The sequence below is a fragment of the Actinomadura rugatobispora genome (assembly GCF_042656285.1).
Taxonomy (GTDB): Bacteria; Actinomycetota; Actinomycetes; order Streptosporangiales; family Streptosporangiaceae; genus Spirillospora; species Spirillospora rugatobispora.
In genome coordinates, this window is the sequence record NZ_JBHSON010000067.1 from 36,282 (window position 1) to 53,393 (window position 17,112).

15 protein-coding genes are annotated in these 17,112 nt (G+C 74.4%); 12 read left to right on the forward strand and 3 right to left on the reverse strand.

Features of this window, described 5'->3' with window-relative positions:
• Positions 1–20: 20 nt before the first annotated feature.
• Positions 21–1,346, reverse strand: coding sequence for a WxL domain-containing protein (locus ACFPZN_RS37300; RefSeq protein ID WP_378287207.1), 1,326 nt, complete (start codon positions 1,344–1,346; stop codon positions 21–23).
• A 177-nt stretch (positions 1,347–1,523) separates the two neighbouring features.
• On the opposite strand from ACFPZN_RS37300, the gene ACFPZN_RS37305 reads away from it, so the two are divergent.
• A complete protein-coding gene (locus ACFPZN_RS37305; RefSeq protein ID WP_378287208.1) occupies positions 1,524–2,198 on the forward strand; it encodes a class E sortase in 675 nt (224 codons plus the stop codon).
• 52 nt (positions 2,199–2,250) lie between these two features.
• A complete protein-coding gene (locus tag ACFPZN_RS37310; RefSeq protein ID WP_378287209.1) occupies positions 2,251–2,964 on the forward strand; it encodes a hypothetical protein in 714 nt (237 codons plus the stop codon).
• A 15-nt stretch (positions 2,965–2,979) separates the two neighbouring features.
• Here the strand turns inward: ACFPZN_RS37310 and ACFPZN_RS37315 are convergent, their stop codons facing one another.
• Complete coding sequence (locus ACFPZN_RS37315) at positions 2,980–3,801, reverse strand: IclR family transcriptional regulator (RefSeq protein ID WP_378287210.1); 822 nt, start codon at positions 3,799–3,801, stop codon at positions 2,980–2,982.
• A gap of 161 nt (positions 3,802–3,962) precedes the next feature.
• On the opposite strand from ACFPZN_RS37315, the gene ACFPZN_RS37320 reads away from it, so the two are divergent.
• From ACFPZN_RS37320 to ACFPZN_RS37350, 7 genes are all read left to right on the forward strand, one after another.
• The gene (locus ACFPZN_RS37320) at positions 3,963–5,291 is read left to right on the forward strand and encodes a flavin reductase (RefSeq protein ID WP_378287212.1); all 1,329 of its coding nucleotides are present in this window, start codon (positions 3,963–3,965) and stop codon (positions 5,289–5,291) included.
• Positions 5,288–6,559 carry an acyl-CoA dehydrogenase family protein gene (locus tag ACFPZN_RS37325; protein WP_378287213.1) on the forward strand — a complete coding sequence of 424 codons (1,272 nt, stop codon included), beginning with the start codon at positions 5,288–5,290 and terminating at the stop codon, positions 6,557–6,559. Before ACFPZN_RS37320 ends, ACFPZN_RS37325 begins: the two co-directional genes overlap by 4 nt.
• The gene (locus tag ACFPZN_RS37330) at positions 6,556–8,031 is read left to right on the forward strand and encodes an aldehyde dehydrogenase family protein (RefSeq protein ID WP_378287214.1); all 1,476 of its coding nucleotides are present in this window, start codon (positions 6,556–6,558) and stop codon (positions 8,029–8,031) included. Before ACFPZN_RS37325 ends, ACFPZN_RS37330 begins: the two co-directional genes overlap by 4 nt.
• The gene (locus ACFPZN_RS37335) at positions 8,028–9,173 is read left to right on the forward strand and encodes an FAD-dependent oxidoreductase (RefSeq protein ID WP_378287215.1); all 1,146 of its coding nucleotides are present in this window, start codon (positions 8,028–8,030) and stop codon (positions 9,171–9,173) included. The genes ACFPZN_RS37330 and ACFPZN_RS37335 overlap by 4 nt, the downstream gene beginning before the upstream one ends.
• Positions 9,173–10,597, forward strand: coding sequence for an aldehyde dehydrogenase family protein (locus tag ACFPZN_RS37340; protein ID WP_378287216.1), 1,425 nt, complete (start codon positions 9,173–9,175; stop codon positions 10,595–10,597). The genes ACFPZN_RS37335 and ACFPZN_RS37340 overlap by 1 nt, the downstream gene beginning before the upstream one ends.
• A gap of 131 nt (positions 10,598–10,728) precedes the next feature.
• Entirely contained in the window at positions 10,729–11,706 is a 978-nt protein-coding gene (locus ACFPZN_RS37345) for an alpha/beta fold hydrolase (protein WP_378287217.1), read from the forward strand.
• A gap of 67 nt (positions 11,707–11,773) precedes the next feature.
• Positions 11,774–13,288 carry an MFS transporter gene (locus tag ACFPZN_RS37350; protein WP_378287218.1) on the forward strand — a complete coding sequence of 505 codons (1,515 nt, stop codon included), beginning with the start codon at positions 11,774–11,776 and terminating at the stop codon, positions 13,286–13,288.
• On the opposite strand, the gene ACFPZN_RS37355 is transcribed toward ACFPZN_RS37350, so the two are convergent.
• Complete coding sequence (locus ACFPZN_RS37355) at positions 13,276–13,572, reverse strand: Dabb family protein (RefSeq protein WP_378287219.1); 297 nt, start codon at positions 13,570–13,572, stop codon at positions 13,276–13,278. The genes ACFPZN_RS37350 and ACFPZN_RS37355 overlap by 13 nt on opposite strands.
• 142 nt (positions 13,573–13,714) lie before the next feature.
• Between ACFPZN_RS37355 and ACFPZN_RS37360 the strand changes: the two genes are divergently transcribed.
• From ACFPZN_RS37360 to ACFPZN_RS37370, 3 genes are read left to right on the forward strand one after another with little or no spacing between them, the layout of a single operon-like run.
• Positions 13,715–15,367 carry a nitrilase-related carbon-nitrogen hydrolase gene (locus ACFPZN_RS37360; RefSeq protein WP_378287220.1) on the forward strand — a complete coding sequence of 551 codons (1,653 nt, stop codon included), beginning with the start codon at positions 13,715–13,717 and terminating at the stop codon, positions 15,365–15,367.
• A 12-nt stretch (positions 15,368–15,379) separates the two neighbouring features.
• On the forward strand, positions 15,380–16,183 hold the full coding sequence (locus ACFPZN_RS37365) for an oxidoreductase (RefSeq protein ID WP_378287221.1): 804 nt from the start codon (positions 15,380–15,382) through the stop codon (positions 16,181–16,183).
• Entirely contained in the window at positions 16,180–17,109 is a 930-nt protein-coding gene (locus ACFPZN_RS37370; protein ID WP_378287222.1) for an alpha/beta hydrolase, read from the forward strand. Before ACFPZN_RS37365 ends, ACFPZN_RS37370 begins: the two co-directional genes overlap by 4 nt.
• The last annotated feature ends 3 nt before the right edge of the window (positions 17,110–17,112 follow it).

The following is a 17,112-nucleotide window of genomic DNA, read 5'->3' on the forward strand; positions in this document are numbered from 1 at the left end:
GTCGAGCGGATGCGGGACGGTCAGGACAGGGTGAGGGTGAGGATGGCGGTGTAGCGGCCGGCGCCGGTCGTCGGCGGGATCTTGAGGTCGAGGCCGGCATCGGCGGTGAAGGTGCCGCCGGTGATCTTCCCGGCGCCGTCGGGCGCGCGGCACAGGGTCGCGGCCGTGGTGGTGCTGAGCGCGCCCGCGCTGCCGGGCGTCACGGTGCCGGCACCGGGGCCGGCGGTGCAGCGGGGGGTCCAGGACAGGTTCCCGGCCGGGATCTTCGTGCCGGCGGCGGAGCCGAAGTCGGTCAGCGTGCCGGTGAGCGACCATCCGGTGGTGCCGCCCCGAGCGTCGACGACCTCGACGTCCTTGAGCGAGCCGGTGGCGTTCTGCTCCGTGCCGTTCAGCGTGACCGGGGTCAGGTCGACCTCGCCCGGCTGCCGGGACATGGTGAGCGGACCGCCGTTGACGGTCAGGTTGATCTTCTGCTCGCCGCACTCGGAGGCCGGCTTGTCGCCGCATCCGCCGTCGGGCGGCGTCACCTTCTCCGTGACGGTCAGGGCGAGTCTCTTGGTGACCGCGCCCTGGGCGATGATCAGGGTGCGGGCACCGACGGCGGCGGACTCGGCGATGCTCCCGGACGCGGTCAGCCTGCCCGCGGTGTCGGCCGAGGCCGTCACGCCGGTGAGATCGTCCGGCTCGCAGGCGGCGCCGTTGGCGTCGCACAGCGTCAGATCCGCCGCGCCCGGCCGCCAGCCGGTGCCGGAGACGGTGAACGCGCCGCCCTGGACGACGGTGGGCGGTTCGACCGAGGCGTCCGGGCCGTCCTGCCCGCCCTCCTCGACCTTGATGGTGGCCAGTGGCGCGGGGGTGGTCACGGGCGTGCAGGCGATGGTCGCCTGGGCGCCGGCGTCGGCGAGGATCGACAGCCCGGCGGGCGCGAGGCCGACGTCACCGGGCGCGCTCAGCGTGAGCCTGCCGGAGACCTTGCCGATCGGGAGCGGTCCGTAGGCCGGGACGGGGCCGGTCCGTTCGGGCGCCTTGATCGGGAGGGTGCCCGACTGCGCCCCGGAGACGGTCACCGATCCGGAGGTGGTCCATTTCTGGACGGGCAGCGGCGCGACCCCGGGGAGGTCGGAGAAGTCGACGTCGACGCTCACCTCGTCCCCGACCTTCGCCGCGGCCGGGGCGGTCACCGTCACGGTCGCGTTGTAATCGAACCGGGTACCGAAGATCTGGCACTGGTAGGGGATCTGTCCCGTGCCGGCGTACGCGGTGCCCGCCGCGACCGGGATCGCGACGGCGCCGGCCGCGGTGATGGCCGCGGCCGCGCCGCGCAGAGCCGTTCGTGAGCGTCTCATCGTGTGTCGCCACTCCTCTCCGCCGCACTCTGTTTCGCATAGGGAAACATAGTTTCGCAACGTGGACATAGCGAAGCCGTGCGGGCGCACGATGTCAAGGGATGGCCCGCGCCGGAAACAGAATCGTTTCATTGTGGGGATCGCCGTTTCCCTTTTTCCGGGTTACGGTTCGTGGCCATGCGCACGGTCCTGAGGAGCCTTGCCGAGATGTCGCTGACGGCCGGCCTCATCCTCGCCATGTTCGTCGGCTACCTGTCCTGGGGGACGGGCGGGTTCACGCAACGGCGGCAGGGCGACCTGCACGACGATCTCGAACGCCGGTGGAACTCCGAACGCGTGCGGGCCCTGGCCGGAACGGGCTCGGACGGCGGCGGCGGGCGGGGCGCCGCGCCCCCGGCCGTGCCGGAGGGCGACGCGTTCGCGCTACTGCGCGTGCCGAGGTTCGGCTCGTCGTACCGGTACGCGGTCGTGGAGGGCGTGGGCGTCGCGGACCTGCGCAAGGGACCCGGCCACTATCCCGGGACGGCCGGTCCGGGCGAGGTCGGGAACCTGGCCGTCGCCGGGCACCGCACCACCTACGGCGGGCCGTTCGAGCGCAACGGCGAGCTGGCGCGCGGGGACGAGATCCTGGTCGACACCGCGACCACGACGTACGTCTACAAGGTGACCGGCCGGACCATCGTGCGGCCGAGCCGCACCGACGTGGCGGCGCCGGTGCCGATGAAGCCGGGCCGCAAGCCCCGCAAGGCGATGCTGACGCTCACCACCTGCCATCCGAAGTTCTCGGCCGCCTACCGGCTGGTGGTCTTCGCCGAGCTGGCGGGCCGGCGGGCGCGCGCCGCCGGCACCTGACCGGCACGTGTTAACGTTCCCCACAACGAAACTTCGTTTCCAAAGCAAGGGGATGGTCGTGGGGGCTCACGCGCACGGCTGGTGGATCCTGCTGCACCTGGTGCTCTTCGTCTTCTGGCTGGGCGGCGACCTCGGGGTCTTCTACTCCAGCCGGTACGTGCTCAAGCCCGATCTGGCCCCGGCCGCCCGCGCCGCCGCGCTCAGCGTCATGAGCGGGCTCGACCTCGGCCCGAAGGTCTGCCTGGTGCTGTTCCTGCCGAGCGGGGTGACGCTGATGGCGTTGGATCCGCACGGCGCCGAACTGTTCGGCGCGCCCGCCTTCGGCTGGTGGCAGGTCACGCTGGTCTGGATCTTCGCGCTGGCCTGGCTGGCGGCCACCGTCGCCGACCACCGCACGCACGGCGGGTTCCCCTGGGTGCGCCGCGCCGACTGGGCGGTGCGGATCGCCCTGGTGGCGGCGCTCGCCGTGGTCGCCGGCTACACCCTGCTCGCCGACCGCCCGTTCGGTGTCGGCACCGACCCGCGCTGGCTCGGCGCCAAGCTGGCCCTCTACACCCTCGCCATCGCCTGCGGGCTGGGGATCCGCGTCACGCTCCGCCCGTTCGGTCCCGCCTTCGACGCGCTGCTGGGCGGCGGCTCCACCCCGCAGGTCGAGCGTGCGCTCAAGCGCTCGGTGGACGGCTGCCTGCCGTACGTGTTCGGAATCTGGGCGGCCGTCCTGGGCGCGGCCGCCCTCGGCGTGTTCAAGCCCGGCGCCGACCTGTGAGCGGTGGCCGCTCCCTCAGCCGTCGTGGCCGAGCCGGCCGGAGATGCGGCTCGCGGCCTCCAGCAGCGGCGGCGCGCACTCGGCCATCCGCGCCTTGAACCGGGTCAGCGGGCCGGCCACGCTCAACGCCGCGATCACCCGGCCGTCATTGTCGAAGATCGGCGCGGCGATCGACGCGGTGCCCTCCTGCCGCTCGCCCTGGGACGAGGCGTAGCCGCGCTTGCGGATCGCCGCCAGTTCCCTGCGCAGCCGGGACTCGTCGACGATCGTCCTGCCGGTGAGAGCCTCCAGCCCGTGCCGGGCCACCAGGCCATCGACCTCCACCGGGTCCAGGAAGGCCAGGATCGCCTTGGACGAACTGCCCGCGTGCAGCGGGTACGGGATGCCGAGGCTGACGTCGACGCGCAGCTCGTGCGGCGGAACGACCTGGTCGACGTACAGCCGGGTGTCGCCCCGGCGGATCGACAGGGTGGCGGTCTCCCCCACCTCCTGGGAGAGGCGGCGCAGTTCGGGGGCGGCGATCGCGCGCAGGTCCATCCGGGCCAGGTAGGCGCGGCCGAGCCCGATCGCGGCGTGCCCGAGCGCGTACCTGCGGCTCACCGGGTCGACGGTGATCAGGTCGCGGCTGCGCAGCGCGGTGAGGATGCGGTGCACGGCGGCCTTGGTCAGGCCGAGCTCGGTGGCGATCTCGGTCACCCCCAGGTCGGGCCGGGCGCTCCGGCCGAACAGCAGCAGCACGTCCATCGCGCGCTCGACGGCGGCGATCGAGCGGCTCTGTCCCTCGCCCTCCTCGGCGGCGGGTGCGGGGGCGTTCTGGGAGGTCGCATTGCGCGACACGGCGGTTCCTTCCGACGGACCAGGGTGGGCCAGTCGCAGTCTAGGGCATGGCGTTTCCCTTAGGGAAACACCTGCGGCCCGCTCGGGCGTTGACACCCGATCCGGCGATCGTTACCGTGAGCGTTACAATGTTTCCTCTAGCGAAACGAAGGAACGATGCCGTGGCGGTCGACGCGCAGACGTTCCGGGCGGTGCTGGGCCAGTGGCCGACCGGCGTCGCGGTCGTCACCACCACCGCCGGAGACCGCTGGCACGGCATGACGGCCAGCTCGTTCAGCAGTGTCAGCCTCGACCCGCCGCTGGTCCTGGTCTGCCTCGCCAGGGGCATCCACACGCACGAGCTGATCGAGCGCAGCGGCGTCTTCGCCGTCAGCTTCCTCGGCAAGGACCAGACCGGCATCGGCCACCGGTTCGCCGGCCGCGACCGCGGCGACCGGTTCGCCGGGCAGCCGTGGACCGCCGCGCCCACCGGCGCCCCCGTGCTCGGCGGGGCGCTGGCCTGGCTGGACTGCCGGGTCGCGCACGCCTATCCGGGCGGCGACCACACCATCTTCGTGGGCGAGGTGCTGGCCGCCGAGGTCTCCCGCCGCACCGCGCCGCTGCTCTTCCACTCCCGCGCCTGGGGCCAGCTCGCCGACCCGCTGCCGGACGAGGTGACGCTCGCGGACACCGGCCTGGCGGCCGCGCTGGACCGCCGGCTGCGCGGTTTCGGCTCCGCCCGGACCCGGGTCACCCCGGCCGGGGCGGCCCTGCTGCTGGACTCCGTCCACGCGGCCGGGGTCCGCGTCCGGGTCCCGGCGACCGCCCTGCCCTCGGCGGTCCAGGCCGGTGCCGACCAACCCGGTGCCGACGAACCCGGTGCCGCCGTCCCCCGCCGCCCGTCCTGGTCGACGCTGGTCGAGGAGCCGGCGCGGCTGCCCGTGCTGCCGCACGGCGCCCCGATCATGGTCGAGGTCACCGACACCCCGGGCGCCCTCCGCCTGATCGGCGCGGCGCGCGAGCGCGGCCTCGGCGTGGTGGGACGGGTGCCCGACGCGTTCGCGCCCGCCAGGGAGACCGAGGTGCTCGCCGCCGCCGACCGGCTGGTCGCGGCCGGCTGCGCCGAGGTCGCCCTGGACGAGGGCCCGGACGCCGCCTCGCCGCTGCAGGTCCGCAACCTGCTCCAGGAGGCGGTGCCCCGGGTCCGGCCGGTGCCCCTGCGCGTGCGGCTGCGCGAGGCGTACGGCCTGGGGCCGGCCAACGCGCTGACCGCGATGAAGAGCGGCGTGCGGCACTTCGACGCGACACTCGGCGGCATCGACGGCGGGCTGTGCGCGGAGGACGTGCTGTTCCTCGCCGCCCGCCTCGGCGTCGCCGCACCGATCGACCGGGCCGCACTGGTGACGGCCGCCACGGACCTGGAGGCGATATGGGGCTCGGCACTGCCCGGACGCACCTACCGCCTCGACCGCCCCGCATCCGGACCAAGCGAAGGGGGACCGTTCCGATGACATCCACAGGCGAACGGCTCGTCGAGAACATGACCGCGGCCGAACGCGAACGGGCCGAACGCGTGGAGTCGGTCCTGCCCGCGCTGCGCGAGGCGGCCGCCGCCGCGGACGGCGCCGCCGAGTTCCCGATCGGGCACGTGGCGCTGCTGCGCGAGGCCGGGCTGCTCGGCCTCGTGGTGCCCGCCGAGTACGGCGGGCTCGGCGGCGGGCTGCGCGACCTGGCCGCCGCCACCTACGCGATGGGCACCGCCTGCCCGTCGACCGCCCTGGCGTACTTCTTCCACAACACCAGCGCCTCGCGCGGCCTGCTCCCGCTGGAGGCGATCGAGGCCGGGCTCTTCACCGGCGACGAGGAGGTCAAGCCGGTCCGGGCGTTCGCCGAGAAGGTACTGAACCGGATGGCCGCCGGGACGTGGATGGCCAACTTCGCCAGCGAGGAGGTCAAGAGCTCCGGTGCGAACATCGCCATCGCCACGACCGCGGTCCCGGCCGAGGGCGGCTGGGTGCTGAACGGGGTGAAGTCGTTCGGCTGCGCCACCGGGGTCGCCGACACCTATCTCGTGACCGCCCGCCTGGACGGCACGTCCGACGCCGACGGGCTGGCCCTGTTCCTGGTACCGCGCGAGGCGCCCGGCGTCGCGTCCCGCACCCCGTGGAACGGGCTGGGCATGCGCGCGTCCAACAACCACGGGGTGACGCTCACCGACGTGTTCATTCCGGCCGAGGAGGCGCTCACCGTCCCCGGCGCCTTCGTGCGGATGCTGACGATGAGCCGGGGCAGCTTCGTCGGGAACCAGGTGGCCATCTCCGCCTGCTACCTGGGAGCGGCGCGGACGGTGTACGACTTCGCCGTCGACCGGCTCACCCGGAAGACCTTCGCCGACTCCGGGCGCCCGATCGCGTCCTCCCCGATGCACCAGGTGATCATCGGGGACATGACCGAGCGGCTGGAGACGGCCTGCCTCTGGATCCGCCGCCAGCTGGAGCTGGAGACCTCCGAGCCGCCGCTGCGGCCCAAACCCGAGGTCTACCGGCAGTGGCGGATCGCCAAGGGCGACATCGCCGAGGCGTGCTTCCAGGTCGCCCTCGGCGCGTTCAAGGCGTGCGGCACCTCCACGGCGACGATGGACGGCATCGTCGGGCGCGCGCTGCGCGACCTGGCGATGGGGCTGGTCATGACGTTCCCGGCCGAGCGCGGCCGGCTCGAAGCGGCACAGATCATCACCGAGAACAAGGAGAACGAGCTGTTCGCGAGCGTGCCCGAATGACCCCGCCGCATCGCGATCTGGTGGCCGGGGAGTGGGCCGCCTCCCCGGCCGGCACCGGCCCGATCCTGGAGGACCCGGCCACCGGCGAGGCACTGGGCCCGGCCCCCGTCACCCCGGAGGAACGCCTGGAACGCGCGCTGGCCGCGGCCGAGAGCGCGGCGGACGGCTGGGCCGCCGTCCCGGCCGCCGAACGTGCGGACCTGCTGGACGCGGTCAGCGGCGCCCTGGAGCCCGTGGCCGCCGAGATCACCGCGCTGGAGGCCGCCGCCACCGGCGTCCCGATCCGGCAGGCGGCCCCCCTCGGCGTGATCGTGACCGGCGCGTTCCGGCTGGCCGCCGAGCAGTTGCGCGGCGGCGGCCTGGACACGGCCCGCACCCGCGAGGACGGCCGCCCGGTCGAGGTGCGGCGGCTGCCCTGGGGTCCCGCCCTGTGCCTTGTCCCGTGGAACGCCCCCGCGCCGATGGCCGCGCACAAGGTCGCCAACGCGCTGGCCGCCGGCTGCCCGGCGATCCTCAAACCCAGCGAGTACGCCCCGTACGGAAGCCAGCGGTTCGCCGAGGCCGTCGCGGGCGCGCTCGCGGAACGCGGCGTCCCCGGCGGCGCCTTCCAGCTCGTCCACGGCGACGCCCGCACCGGCGCGCGGCTGACCGGCGATCCCCGTGTCCGCGCGGTGTCGTTCACCGGCGGGACGGCCGGCGGCCGGTCGGTGGCCGCCGCCTGCGCCGCCGGGATCAAGCCCGTTCAGCTGGAGCTGGGCGGCAACAACCCGCTGGTCGTCATGCCGGACGCCGACCTGAGGCGCGCCGCGCGCGCCGCCGTCGACCTGCTCACCACCCTGAACGGCCAGTGGTGCCGGGCCCTCGGCCGCCTGATCGTGCCGGCGGGCGCCCTGGACCCGCTGCTGGAGGCGATCGGCGAGCGGCTCGCGGCCCTGCGCGCCGGCCCGCCCCTGGATCCGGAGACCGATCTCGGGCCGCTGGTCCACTCCCGGCACCGCGACCGCGTCACCGCCCGCCGCGACGCGCTCGGCGGCCGGGTCCGGTCCGCCACCACGGTGCCCGACCGGGGCAACTACCTGGCTCCCGCGCTGGTCACGGGGGTGGATCCCGTCGACGCCACCGAGGAGATCTTCGGGCCGGTCGCGACCGTCCACCCGTACCGGACGCTGGACGAGGCCGTCGCGCTGGCCAACGGCACGGCGTACGGGCTGGAAGGGTATGTGACCGGCACCGACGAGGACGCGGCGCTGGCCGTCGCCCGCCGGATCCGCGCCGGCGAGGTCAAGGTCAACGGCTCCAGCGTGCTGAGCCTGCACCTGTTCGCGCCGCGCCCCGTGTGGGGGGCGTCCGGGCTCGGCGAGGAGGGCACCGCCGAGACGCTGCGCTTCTTCACCAACCCGCGCGTGGTCGGTGTCGAGGACGGCTTCGCGCTGCACTCCCGGGACACGCCGCAGTCCAGGGACACGCCGTGACGCGGGTGCTGGTCGCCGGGGCGGGACCGGTCGGGCTGACCGCCGCGCTGGCCCTGGCCCGGCGCGGCGTACCGGTCACGGTCCTGGAGGCGGGCCCGGAGCTGGCGGCGCAGTCGCGCGCCTCCACCTTCCATCCGCCGTCTTTGGAGATGCTGGCCGATCTCGGCGTGCTCGACGACCTGATCGGGCGCGGCCTCGTCTCGCGGACCTTCCAGTACCGGGAACGGCGCGGCGGGATCATCGCCGAGCTGGACCTGTCGGTGCTGGCGGGCGACACCCCGTACCCGTTCCGCGTGCAGTGCGAGCAGAGCAAGCTCACCCCGCTCCTGCGGGACCGGTTGCTCGCGGCGGGCGGCGAAGTGCGTTTCGGCGCGGCCGTGCGGTCGGTGCTGCCGCACGCGGGCGGGGTCGAGGCGGCTCTGGCGGACGGCGGCCGGGTGCGCGGTGACTGGCTGATCGGCGCGGACGGCGCGGGCTCGGCGGTCCGGCGCGCCCTGAAGGTGCCGTTCGAGGGCATGACGTACCCGGAACGGTTCCTGGTCGCCTCGACCCGTACCGACGTCGCGAGGCTGCTGCCCGGCATCGCCGCGGTGAACTACGTCTTCGACCCGGCCGAGTGGCTGGTGCTGCTGCGCACGCCCGACCACTGGCGGGTGCTGTTCCCGACGCCGGAGGGCACCGACGACGGCGACGAACTCAAGCGGCTTCCGGACCGGCTCCGCGGCGTCGCCGACACCGCGTGGGACGTCGCGCACGCCACCCTCTACCGGGTGCACCAGCGGATCGCCGGAAGCTTCCGCGCCGGCCGCGTGCTGCTGGCCGGGGACGCCGCGCACGTCAACAACCCGCTCGGCGGCATGGGCATGAACAGCGGCATCCACGACGCCGTGCTCATGGCGGGGGCCCTCGCCGCCGTGATCGAGGGCGGCCCCGAGGAGGCGCTCGACGCCGTGGCGGAAGCGCGCCGCGAAACGGCCCGAACGTTCGTGCGGCGGGCGACGCACGCCAACTGGGAGCGGCTCCGTTCCGGCGATCCGGGCGAGTACCACGACGAGCTGCGGAGGCTGGCCGCCGACCCCGTCGAGGCACGGCGGTACCTGCTGCGCAGCTCCATGATCGCCTCACTGCGCGACGTCGCCTGATGCCGGCCGAGATCGTCCGGGAGAATCCGGCCCGGCGGGCGGAGATCGTGGGCCGCGTCCCGGTGGCGGACGCGGCCGGGGTGGACCGGGCCGTCCGCGCCGCCGCGGACCGGCAACGCTCCTGGCGCGAGGTCCCCGCCGGGGAGCGGGCCGCGGTCCTGCTCCGGGCCGCCGACGCCGTCGAGGCCATGCTGCCGGGCACGGCGGTGCTGCTGGCCCGCGAAACCGGCAAGCCGCTGGCCGACTGCGCGGGCGAGCTGCGGTTCTCCGTCGCGTACCTGCGCTGGGCCGCCGCGCGGGCGCCCGCCGCCTACGCCGACCGCGAGACCGACGACGCGGCCGGGCGGCTGGTGCTGCGGCGCCGCCCGTACGGGGTGGTCGCGGCGATCACGCCCTGGAACGCGCCGGTCATCCTCGCGCTGCTCAAGGTCGGCCCGGCGCTCGCGGCGGGCAACACCGCCGTGGTCAAGCCGTCCCCGCTGGCACCGCTGGCGGTCACGCGGGTACTGGCGGCGTTCCCGCCCGGACTGGTGCACGTCGTGCACGGCGGGGCCGAGGCGGGCGGCGCGCTCGTGGGGCACTCTTCGGTCCACCGGGTCGCCTTCACCGGCGGCGCCGCGGCCGGCCGCGCGATCGGGGCGGCGGCCCCCGCCGCGCTCACGCCGGCGGTGCTCGAGCTGGGCGGCAACGACCCGGTGGTGCTGCTGGACGACGCGGACCTGTCGGACGCGGCGATGGACCGGCTGGTGATGGCCTCCTTCGCCACCGCCGGGCAGGTCTGCATGGCGGCCAAGCGGCTGTACGCGCCGCGGTCGCGGCTGGCCGAGGTCCGCGAGGCGTACCTGGCGGCGGCGGAGCGGGCGCTGGTGCTCGGCGACCCGCTCACCGAGGGGACGACGGTCGGCCCGGTCGTCTCGGCGGCGGCCGCCGAGCGGGTACGGGCGCTCATCGCGGATTCGGCGGAACGGGGCACCGTCACCGGGCTGGGCGCGGTGCGCGTCGACCTGGAACGGGGCCACTTCGTTCGTCCGGCCCTTGTCACGGACGTGGCCGACGACGCCCCGGTGGTGGCGGAGGAGCAGTTCGGCCCGGTGGTGCCGCTGCTGCCCTATGACACCGAGGACGAGGCGGTGGCCCGCGCCAACGCGGGCGAGCTCGGCCTCGGCGCCTCGGTCTGGTCGGCCGATGAGGAGCGCGCGTTCGCGTTCGCCCGCCGTTTCGAGGCTGGCTTCACCTTCGTCAACACCCACAACCGCACCGGGATGGCGCTGCACGCCCCGTTCGGCGGGGTGAAGCGCAGCGGCCATGGCCGCGAATACGGCGTCGAGGGGCTGCTGGAGTACGTGCAGACGTGCGCCGTCCACGCCCCCGCCGCGTTCCGCGCGGGCGGCGGCGGGATGGACGCGGGCGCCTACCCGCTGTGACGGCCGCGAGAGCGTTACCGAATCGCGTTCCACGCCCCGTTGCCTTCTGCTCCGCGGGACCGCTTAATGAAGGCAATATTGGAAACTCCGTTTCCTCTAGAGAAACGGGGTTGGTTGCCTTCGGAGGCAGCATGCGCGTCCATGCCATCCGCACCCTCGCCGCCACCACCACCGCCGCACTCGCGGTGACCGCTCTCGGCCCCATCGCCCCCGCCCAGGCCGCGGTCACCCGCGTCCAGACCACCGTCGAGATCCGCTGCGCGTTCACGATGCTGAACCAGAGCGCCGACTGGTACCTCCCGGCGGGTTCCCCGAAGGGCCTGGTGTGGCTCCAGCACGGCTTCGCCCGCGCCAACGACCACATCGCGGATCTGGCCGGGAAGTACGCCTCGGCCGGCTACCTGGTCTTCGCGCCCACGCTGCCCTCGGCCCACCTGCTGGGCTGCACGCTGCAGAACATCGGCAACAACACCGACTTCCTCGGCAACGTCGCCGATCTGTTCGGCAAGATGGCGGATCCGTCCGACAAGCTCGGCCGGAGCTTCGCCAAGGCGAAGGCCGAGGCGGGCCGGCCGGAGCTCACCCTGCCGGACAAGCTCGTCTTCTCCGGGCACTCGGCGGGCGGCGAGGCCGTCACCTACGTCGCGGGCCGGATCCGCGGGAACCACCCGGCCGCATGGGCGCGAGTGCGCGGCCTGGTCCTGCTGGACCCGGTGAAGTCGTTCATCGGCGGCAACCTCGACACCGGCCTGGACGCGCTGCGCGGGACCGGGCGCACGGTCCGTACGATCTCCGCGCCCGACGGCATCTGCAACAACAGCGGAAGCGGGACCGACGCCGTCCAGGCCAAGGTGAGCGGACCGTTCGTCGGCGTCCGCCTCACGGGCGGCGCGCACACCGACGCCGAGGGCGCCAGCACCGACGCCGTGGGCACCGTCGCGTGCGGCACGCCCAAGGCCACCGACATCGCGGCCCTGCAGACATTCGCGGGCGCCTGGGTCAAGGACGCCTTCGACGGCACCCAGACGGCCGCGTACCTGCCCGGCGGTTCCTACTACCAGGGCCTGCTGAACGCCGGCCAGATCGAGACGCTGACCGGCGCCTCCTGACCCGGCGCCCCCCGACCGGGGCCACCGCACCACCCGCACGCTGTCTCCACCGAGAGAACGGGGCACGATGACCGCCACCACCGAACCCTCACCGGCCCCGCTCCCCAGGATCACGGCGTATGCCGGGCGGCCGCCGGTCCCCGTCGATCCGGGGCGGGCCGCCCCGTTCGGCTGGTGGCCGGCGGTCTGCGTCGCCCTGGTGGCGCTGATCGACCGGGTCGAGGCCAACCTGATGGCCGGGGCGCTCCCCCGGATCCAGGAGGAGTTCGGCTTCTCCGACACCGCCGGCGGCGCCATCGCCACCGCCGCCGCTCTGGCCGGGGTGATCCTGCTCATCCCGGCCGGGCGGCTCGCGGACCGCACCCGGCGGACCTGGACCATCGCCGCCGTGGTGGCGGTCTGGTCGCTGCTGACGCTGGGCAGCGGCCTGGTCCAGTCGTACGCGACGCTGTTCGCGGTCCGGGTCTTCCTCGGCGGGGCGGGACTGCTCTACAACCCCTCCGGCTCCAGCCTCATCGCCGACTACTACCCCGGCCCCGGCCGGGCCCGCGCGTACGGGCTGGAACGCTTCGCCTACTACTCCGGCCTGCCACTGGGCATCATGGCGGGCGGCGCGCTGGCCCAGGCCTTCGGCTGGCGCATGATGTTCTTCCTGGTCGCCGTGCCGGGCGCCGTCATCGCGCTGCTCTGCCTGACCGTCCGCGAGCCGGTGCGGGGCCTGGGCGACCGCATCGAGGCCATGCGCGCCGGCCGTGCGGACGCCACGCCCGGCACGCCACCGGACCCGGCACCCGACACGACACCCGACACGACACCGGACCCGGCACCTGCACAGGCGCCGGGCACGGCGGGCACGGCGGGCACGACGGGCACGACGGGCACGACGGGCACGACGAAGACCGCGGGAGCGGCGTCCCCGGAGCCGGTGGCCGCGCAACTGCGCACCCTGCTGGCCATCCCCACGCTGCGTTCGGTGGTCCTCGGCCTGACGATGCTGTTCTTCGGGCTCGGCGGCCTCTTCTACTGGATGCCCAGCTACTACCAGCGCGCCTACGACCTGGCCGAAGGGCCCGCGGCCGCCATCGCCGGGGGCGTGGGGCTGGCCGGAATGGTCCTCGGCACGCTGCTGGGCAGCCGGTACGGGGACCGGCGGCACGGCCTGTCCCCCGGGTGGCGGGTCCACATCGGCGCGATCGGCCTGGCGATCGGCACCGCCGGCCTGGCGGGGGCGGTGCTGATCCCGGCGCTGCCCGGGCAGATCGCGTTCTACTTCCTGGCCAACACCGGCTTCTCCATCGCGATCCCCAACCTGACGGCGGCCACCGCCGACGTCGTCAGCGCCGACCGCCGGGGGCTGGGATTCGCGGTGCTCCAGTTCCTGATCACGCTGGGCGGCGCGGCGGGACCGCTCCTGGTGGGCGCGGCCTCCGACCTGACCGGCTCGCTGCGCGGCGCGTTCACCGCACTGCTGCTGCCGCTGCTGGCGGGCACCCTGGTCACCTTCGGCGGGCGGCGGCACTACGACGCCGACGCCGACGCCGCGGCGGCCCGCGCCGTCCCGCCCGCCGGTCAGCCCTCGTGATCGCCGCCTTCGTAGTCGACCACGGAGCGGGCGGCCAGCCGCGGCCGGAGCCAGCCGGCCGCCTCCAGGTGGGCCGGATGCTCCTGGTAGCCGCGCAGTGCCTCCGCCGAGTCATGGGTGGTGGTCATGCACAGGTCGAAGGACGCCTCCGTGCGCAGAACGTCCAGCCCGACGGTGATGGAGCGGATCTCGGCGACCCTGCCGGCCAGTCCTTCGAGCAGTTCCTTGGCGTGGGGGGCGTCGGCCGGGTCGGTGAACTTCATCAGGACGACGTGGGTGAGCATCCGCGGGCCTCCGGGCTGGTCGGGTGAAGTTTCCGCCTCGGGGATCTGGCGGGCGGGTGGACCGCGATTGTAGAGTTTGGAAACGCCGTTTCGCTAGTGGAACCAAGTCCGCAGAACCGCCCTTCGAGAGCCGGGAGGCCGCATGGGATCGGTCCGGGTCGCCGCCGTCCAGTTCGCCGCCGGCCTGGACGTCGCCGGCAACCTCGCCACCTGCCTGCGGATGGCCGACCGGGCGGCGGCGGAGGGGGCGCGGCTCATCGCGTTCCCGGAATTCTGCAACCGGCTGTCCTGGTACGAGGACCGCGCCAGCGCCCGCCGGCACGCCTGCACCCTGGACGGTCCGTTCCTGACCGCGATCGCCGCCAAGGCCGCCGAGCACCGGGTCCATCTCAAGATCAACGTGACGCTGGCCGAAGCCGGCCGGGTCACCGTCGCCGGCCTCCTGTACGGCCCGGACGGCGCGCTGCTCGGCCGGTCCGACAAGCTCACCCTGATGGGCGCCGAGGGCGACCACCTCGATCCCGGCACCACCGCCGGACCCGTCATCGCCACCCCGCACGGCAGGCTCGGCCTGTACTCCTGCATGGAGGGCGTCACCAGCGACGTGCCCCGGGACCTCGCGGTACGCGGCGCGCAGGTGCTGCTCAACAGCCTCAACTCCTTCGCCACCGACGAGGCGAGCCTGCACGTCCCGGTCCGGGCCGCCGAGAACAGGGTGTGGGTGGTGGCCGCCAACAAGGTCGGCCCGCTGCTGCCCGCCGACCTGCTGCCCGCGATCGCCGGGCGGCTCGGCGTGCCGCCCGGCCTGCTGGACGGCGCGGGCGAGAGCCAGATCGTCGCCCCCGACGGGACGGTGCTGGCCAAGGGGCCGCGCACCGGCGAGGCGGTCGTCGTCGCCGACATCGACCCCGCGCTGGCCGACCCCAAGACCCGCCCGGACGGCACCGACGTGTTCGCCGCCCGCAGGCCGAGGCTGTACGCCCCGATCGTCCGGCCGCCGCTTCCCCGCACCGCCGCGCCCGGTGCGGGGAAGCTGGCGGCCGCCGCCGTCCGCTCCCCCGACCTGACCGGCGAGACCGCGCGGGCGGGCGCCGAGCTCATCGTCCTGCCGGAGCTGGCGTTCGGCACCGGCGCCGACCCGGCGGCCGTCGTCGAGACCCTGGCCCGCGCGGTCGAGGGCACCTCCGCGCATGTGGTGACGAGCGTGCGGGCGGGCAGCGCGCACACCGCCTACCTGGTGAACGCGGACGGCCTGGCGGGCGGCCAGCCCCAGCTGCACGCCAGCTCCCGGCACGCACCCTGGGCCACCGAATACGGCGAGCGCCTGGAGATCTTCACGCTGCCGTGGGGACGCCTCGCGCTCGTCGTCGGCGACGACGCGCTCTACCCCGAGACGTTCCGGCTCGCCGCCATCGCCGAAGCCGACGCCGTGGCGGTGCCGTTCACGCCGCTGGAGGAGTGGGAGACCGCGCTCGGCCTGCCCGAGCGCGCCGCCGAGAACCGGCTGAACGTCATCGCCTCCGGTCCGGAGGACGGCCTCGTCCTGGCCCTCCCCGCCGACTTCACCCTGTGGACCTCCTGGGACGGGCCGTTCGAGGGCCGCATCAGCCATCCCGTGGTCACCCGCGCCTCCCGCCCCGTCACGATGGCGGCCGTCCACCCCGCCCAGGCCGTCAACCGGCTCGTCTCCAAGAACACCGATCTGGTCGGCGGGCGTCCCGCGCACGCCCTCGCCGCGCTGGCCGCGCCGGCCGGCGACGCGCCTGCCGGCGAAACACCCGCCGTCACGCACTGAGCGGAGCCCCCTTTGAAGGAAACCCTGCGTCACGTCGAGCAGATGCTCGACGAGTCCCCCGTCATCGACGTGACCGAGACCCTCCACCGCTACGAGTCCATCCTGACCGGGCTGAAGGCGAAGATCGACGCGCGGTTCGAGCTGTCCCGGGACCCCTCCACCGAGGCCCTGGAGTCGTACGGGAACCCTCCTGAGAGCCCCGGCGGGCGGCTGGCCGCCTACAGCGGGCCCGAGGTCGACTGGATGGTGCATTCCTGGCTCGGCGATCCGACGGCGGGGTTCGCCAATCTGCACCTGACCGTGTGGCTCGGCCCGCACATCCGGGTCCCGCACCTCGGCATCGCGCTCCTGGTCTGGCCGGAGGGCTGGTTCTACGTCGACTCCGTCCCGCGTACCAACCTGCTCGCCGACGGCGCGTACTACGACGCCTACTACGGGCCCCTCGACGAGGCGTGGCTGGCCGTACGGGAGGAGAACCCGGAACTGGAGTGGTTCACCAGCCGCGCCGGCTTCATCCGGGCGAGCCTCTCGCCCACCGCGCACTGCTATTCCTTCCCCCGTTCGGAGAAGAACATCGACCTGGTCGAGCGGCTGCTGGACGAGCACGTGGACCGCTGGCTCGGCTGGGTCGACGAGGCCGCGCCCGTACCCGGGGAGGAACGGGCCGCGCTGGCCGCCGCCGACCTCGCCGCCCGGCGCAACATCGCCGAACGCGACCCCGCGAACGTGATGGGCGTCCGCTACTTCGGCGAGGAGACCACCGACCGCCTCGTCCGCGCCCTGTGGGGCGGCGACCGAGAACTGCCGCGCCCATGAACGTGCGTTCCCTGTGGTGGCCGGCCGGAACCGGCGGCCCCTCGCCGTTCGGTACCGCCCACCTGAAGGTCTACTATCCGGCCCGGGCCGAGGGCACCGACGCCGAGCGGCTCACCGGGGTGTTCCCGCCCGATCCGGCGGGCGCCCCGTACCCGGTGGTGCTGTTCTGCTCCGGCGTGAACGTCGAGCAGGCCGCCTACCGGCCCCTGGCGGCCGGCATCGCCGCCGCCGGCTTCGCCGTCGTGACCTTCGACCGGGTCGCCGAACTGTTCGGCGGGCAGTACGGGCTGACACCCGGCGTGGACGTGGACGCGGCCCGGCCCGACGCGTACGGCACCCGTCCCACCTGCCCGGCCATCCCCGCCGTGCTGGACGCGCTGGGCGGGATCGACCTGCTCAAGGGGGTGCTCGACCTGGACCGGATCGCGCTCGGCGGGCACTCGGCCGGCGGCACCGTCGTGCTCCAGTCGGCCCGCTTCGTCCCCGGTGTGCGGGCCTGCTTCGCCTACGGCACCCACACCATGGTCGCCACCATGCTGGGCTGGCCGCCCGGCACCGTGCTGCCCGCCCAGGCCGACTGCCCGGTGCTGCTGGGCGTCGGCACCCGGGACGGCGTGATCGCGGGCAGCTCGGACCGGTACGGCGAGCCGGTCCCGTCCGACCCGGTCACCCGCACGTTCACCGAGGCGCTGGCCGGCCCCGGCGACCTGCTCGCCGTGGTGAAGGGCGCCAACCACTTCGCCGTCGCCGACCCGGTCGACCCGACCGCGGCCCGCGCCTTCCTCGACCTGGACCCCGACACCGACCCCGGCGAGAGCCGCCGTGCCTTCACCGACCTGGTCGTGACGTTCCTGCGCGCCCACGTGCGCGGCGAGGACGTGACCCCGAACGCCGACCCGGCGCTCATCGACCTGCGGCGCCGATAGGGA

Bases quoted from the DNA above. Each gene is read 5' to 3' on its own strand.
- ACFPZN_RS37370 (WP_378287222.1), top strand. From the start codon at position 16,180: ATGAACGTGCGTTCCCTGTGGTGGCCGGCCGGAACCGGCGGCCCCTCG.
- ACFPZN_RS37325 (WP_378287213.1), top strand. From the start codon at position 5,288: ATGACATCCACAGGCGAACGGCTCGTCGAGAACATGACCGCGGCCGAA.
- ACFPZN_RS37345 (WP_378287217.1), top strand. From the start codon at position 10,729: ATGCGCGTCCATGCCATCCGCACCCTCGCCGCCACCACCACCGCCGCA.
- ACFPZN_RS37355 (WP_378287219.1), bottom strand. From the start codon at position 13,572: ATGCTCACCCACGTCGTCCTGATGAAGTTCACCGACCCGGCCGACGCC.
- ACFPZN_RS37310 (WP_378287209.1), top strand. From the start codon at position 2,251: ATGGTCGTGGGGGCTCACGCGCACGGCTGGTGGATCCTGCTGCACCTG.
- ACFPZN_RS37305 (WP_378287208.1), top strand. From the start codon at position 1,524: ATGCGCACGGTCCTGAGGAGCCTTGCCGAGATGTCGCTGACGGCCGGC.
- ACFPZN_RS37340 (WP_378287216.1), top strand. From the start codon at position 9,173: ATGCCGGCCGAGATCGTCCGGGAGAATCCGGCCCGGCGGGCGGAGATC.
- ACFPZN_RS37300 (WP_378287207.1), bottom strand. From the start codon at position 1,346: ATGAGACGCTCACGAACGGCTCTGCGCGGCGCGGCCGCGGCCATCACC.
- ACFPZN_RS37350 (WP_378287218.1), top strand. From the start codon at position 11,774: ATGACCGCCACCACCGAACCCTCACCGGCCCCGCTCCCCAGGATCACG.
- ACFPZN_RS37330 (WP_378287214.1), top strand. From the start codon at position 6,556: ATGACCCCGCCGCATCGCGATCTGGTGGCCGGGGAGTGGGCCGCCTCC.
- ACFPZN_RS37360 (WP_378287220.1), top strand. From the start codon at position 13,715: ATGGGATCGGTCCGGGTCGCCGCCGTCCAGTTCGCCGCCGGCCTGGAC.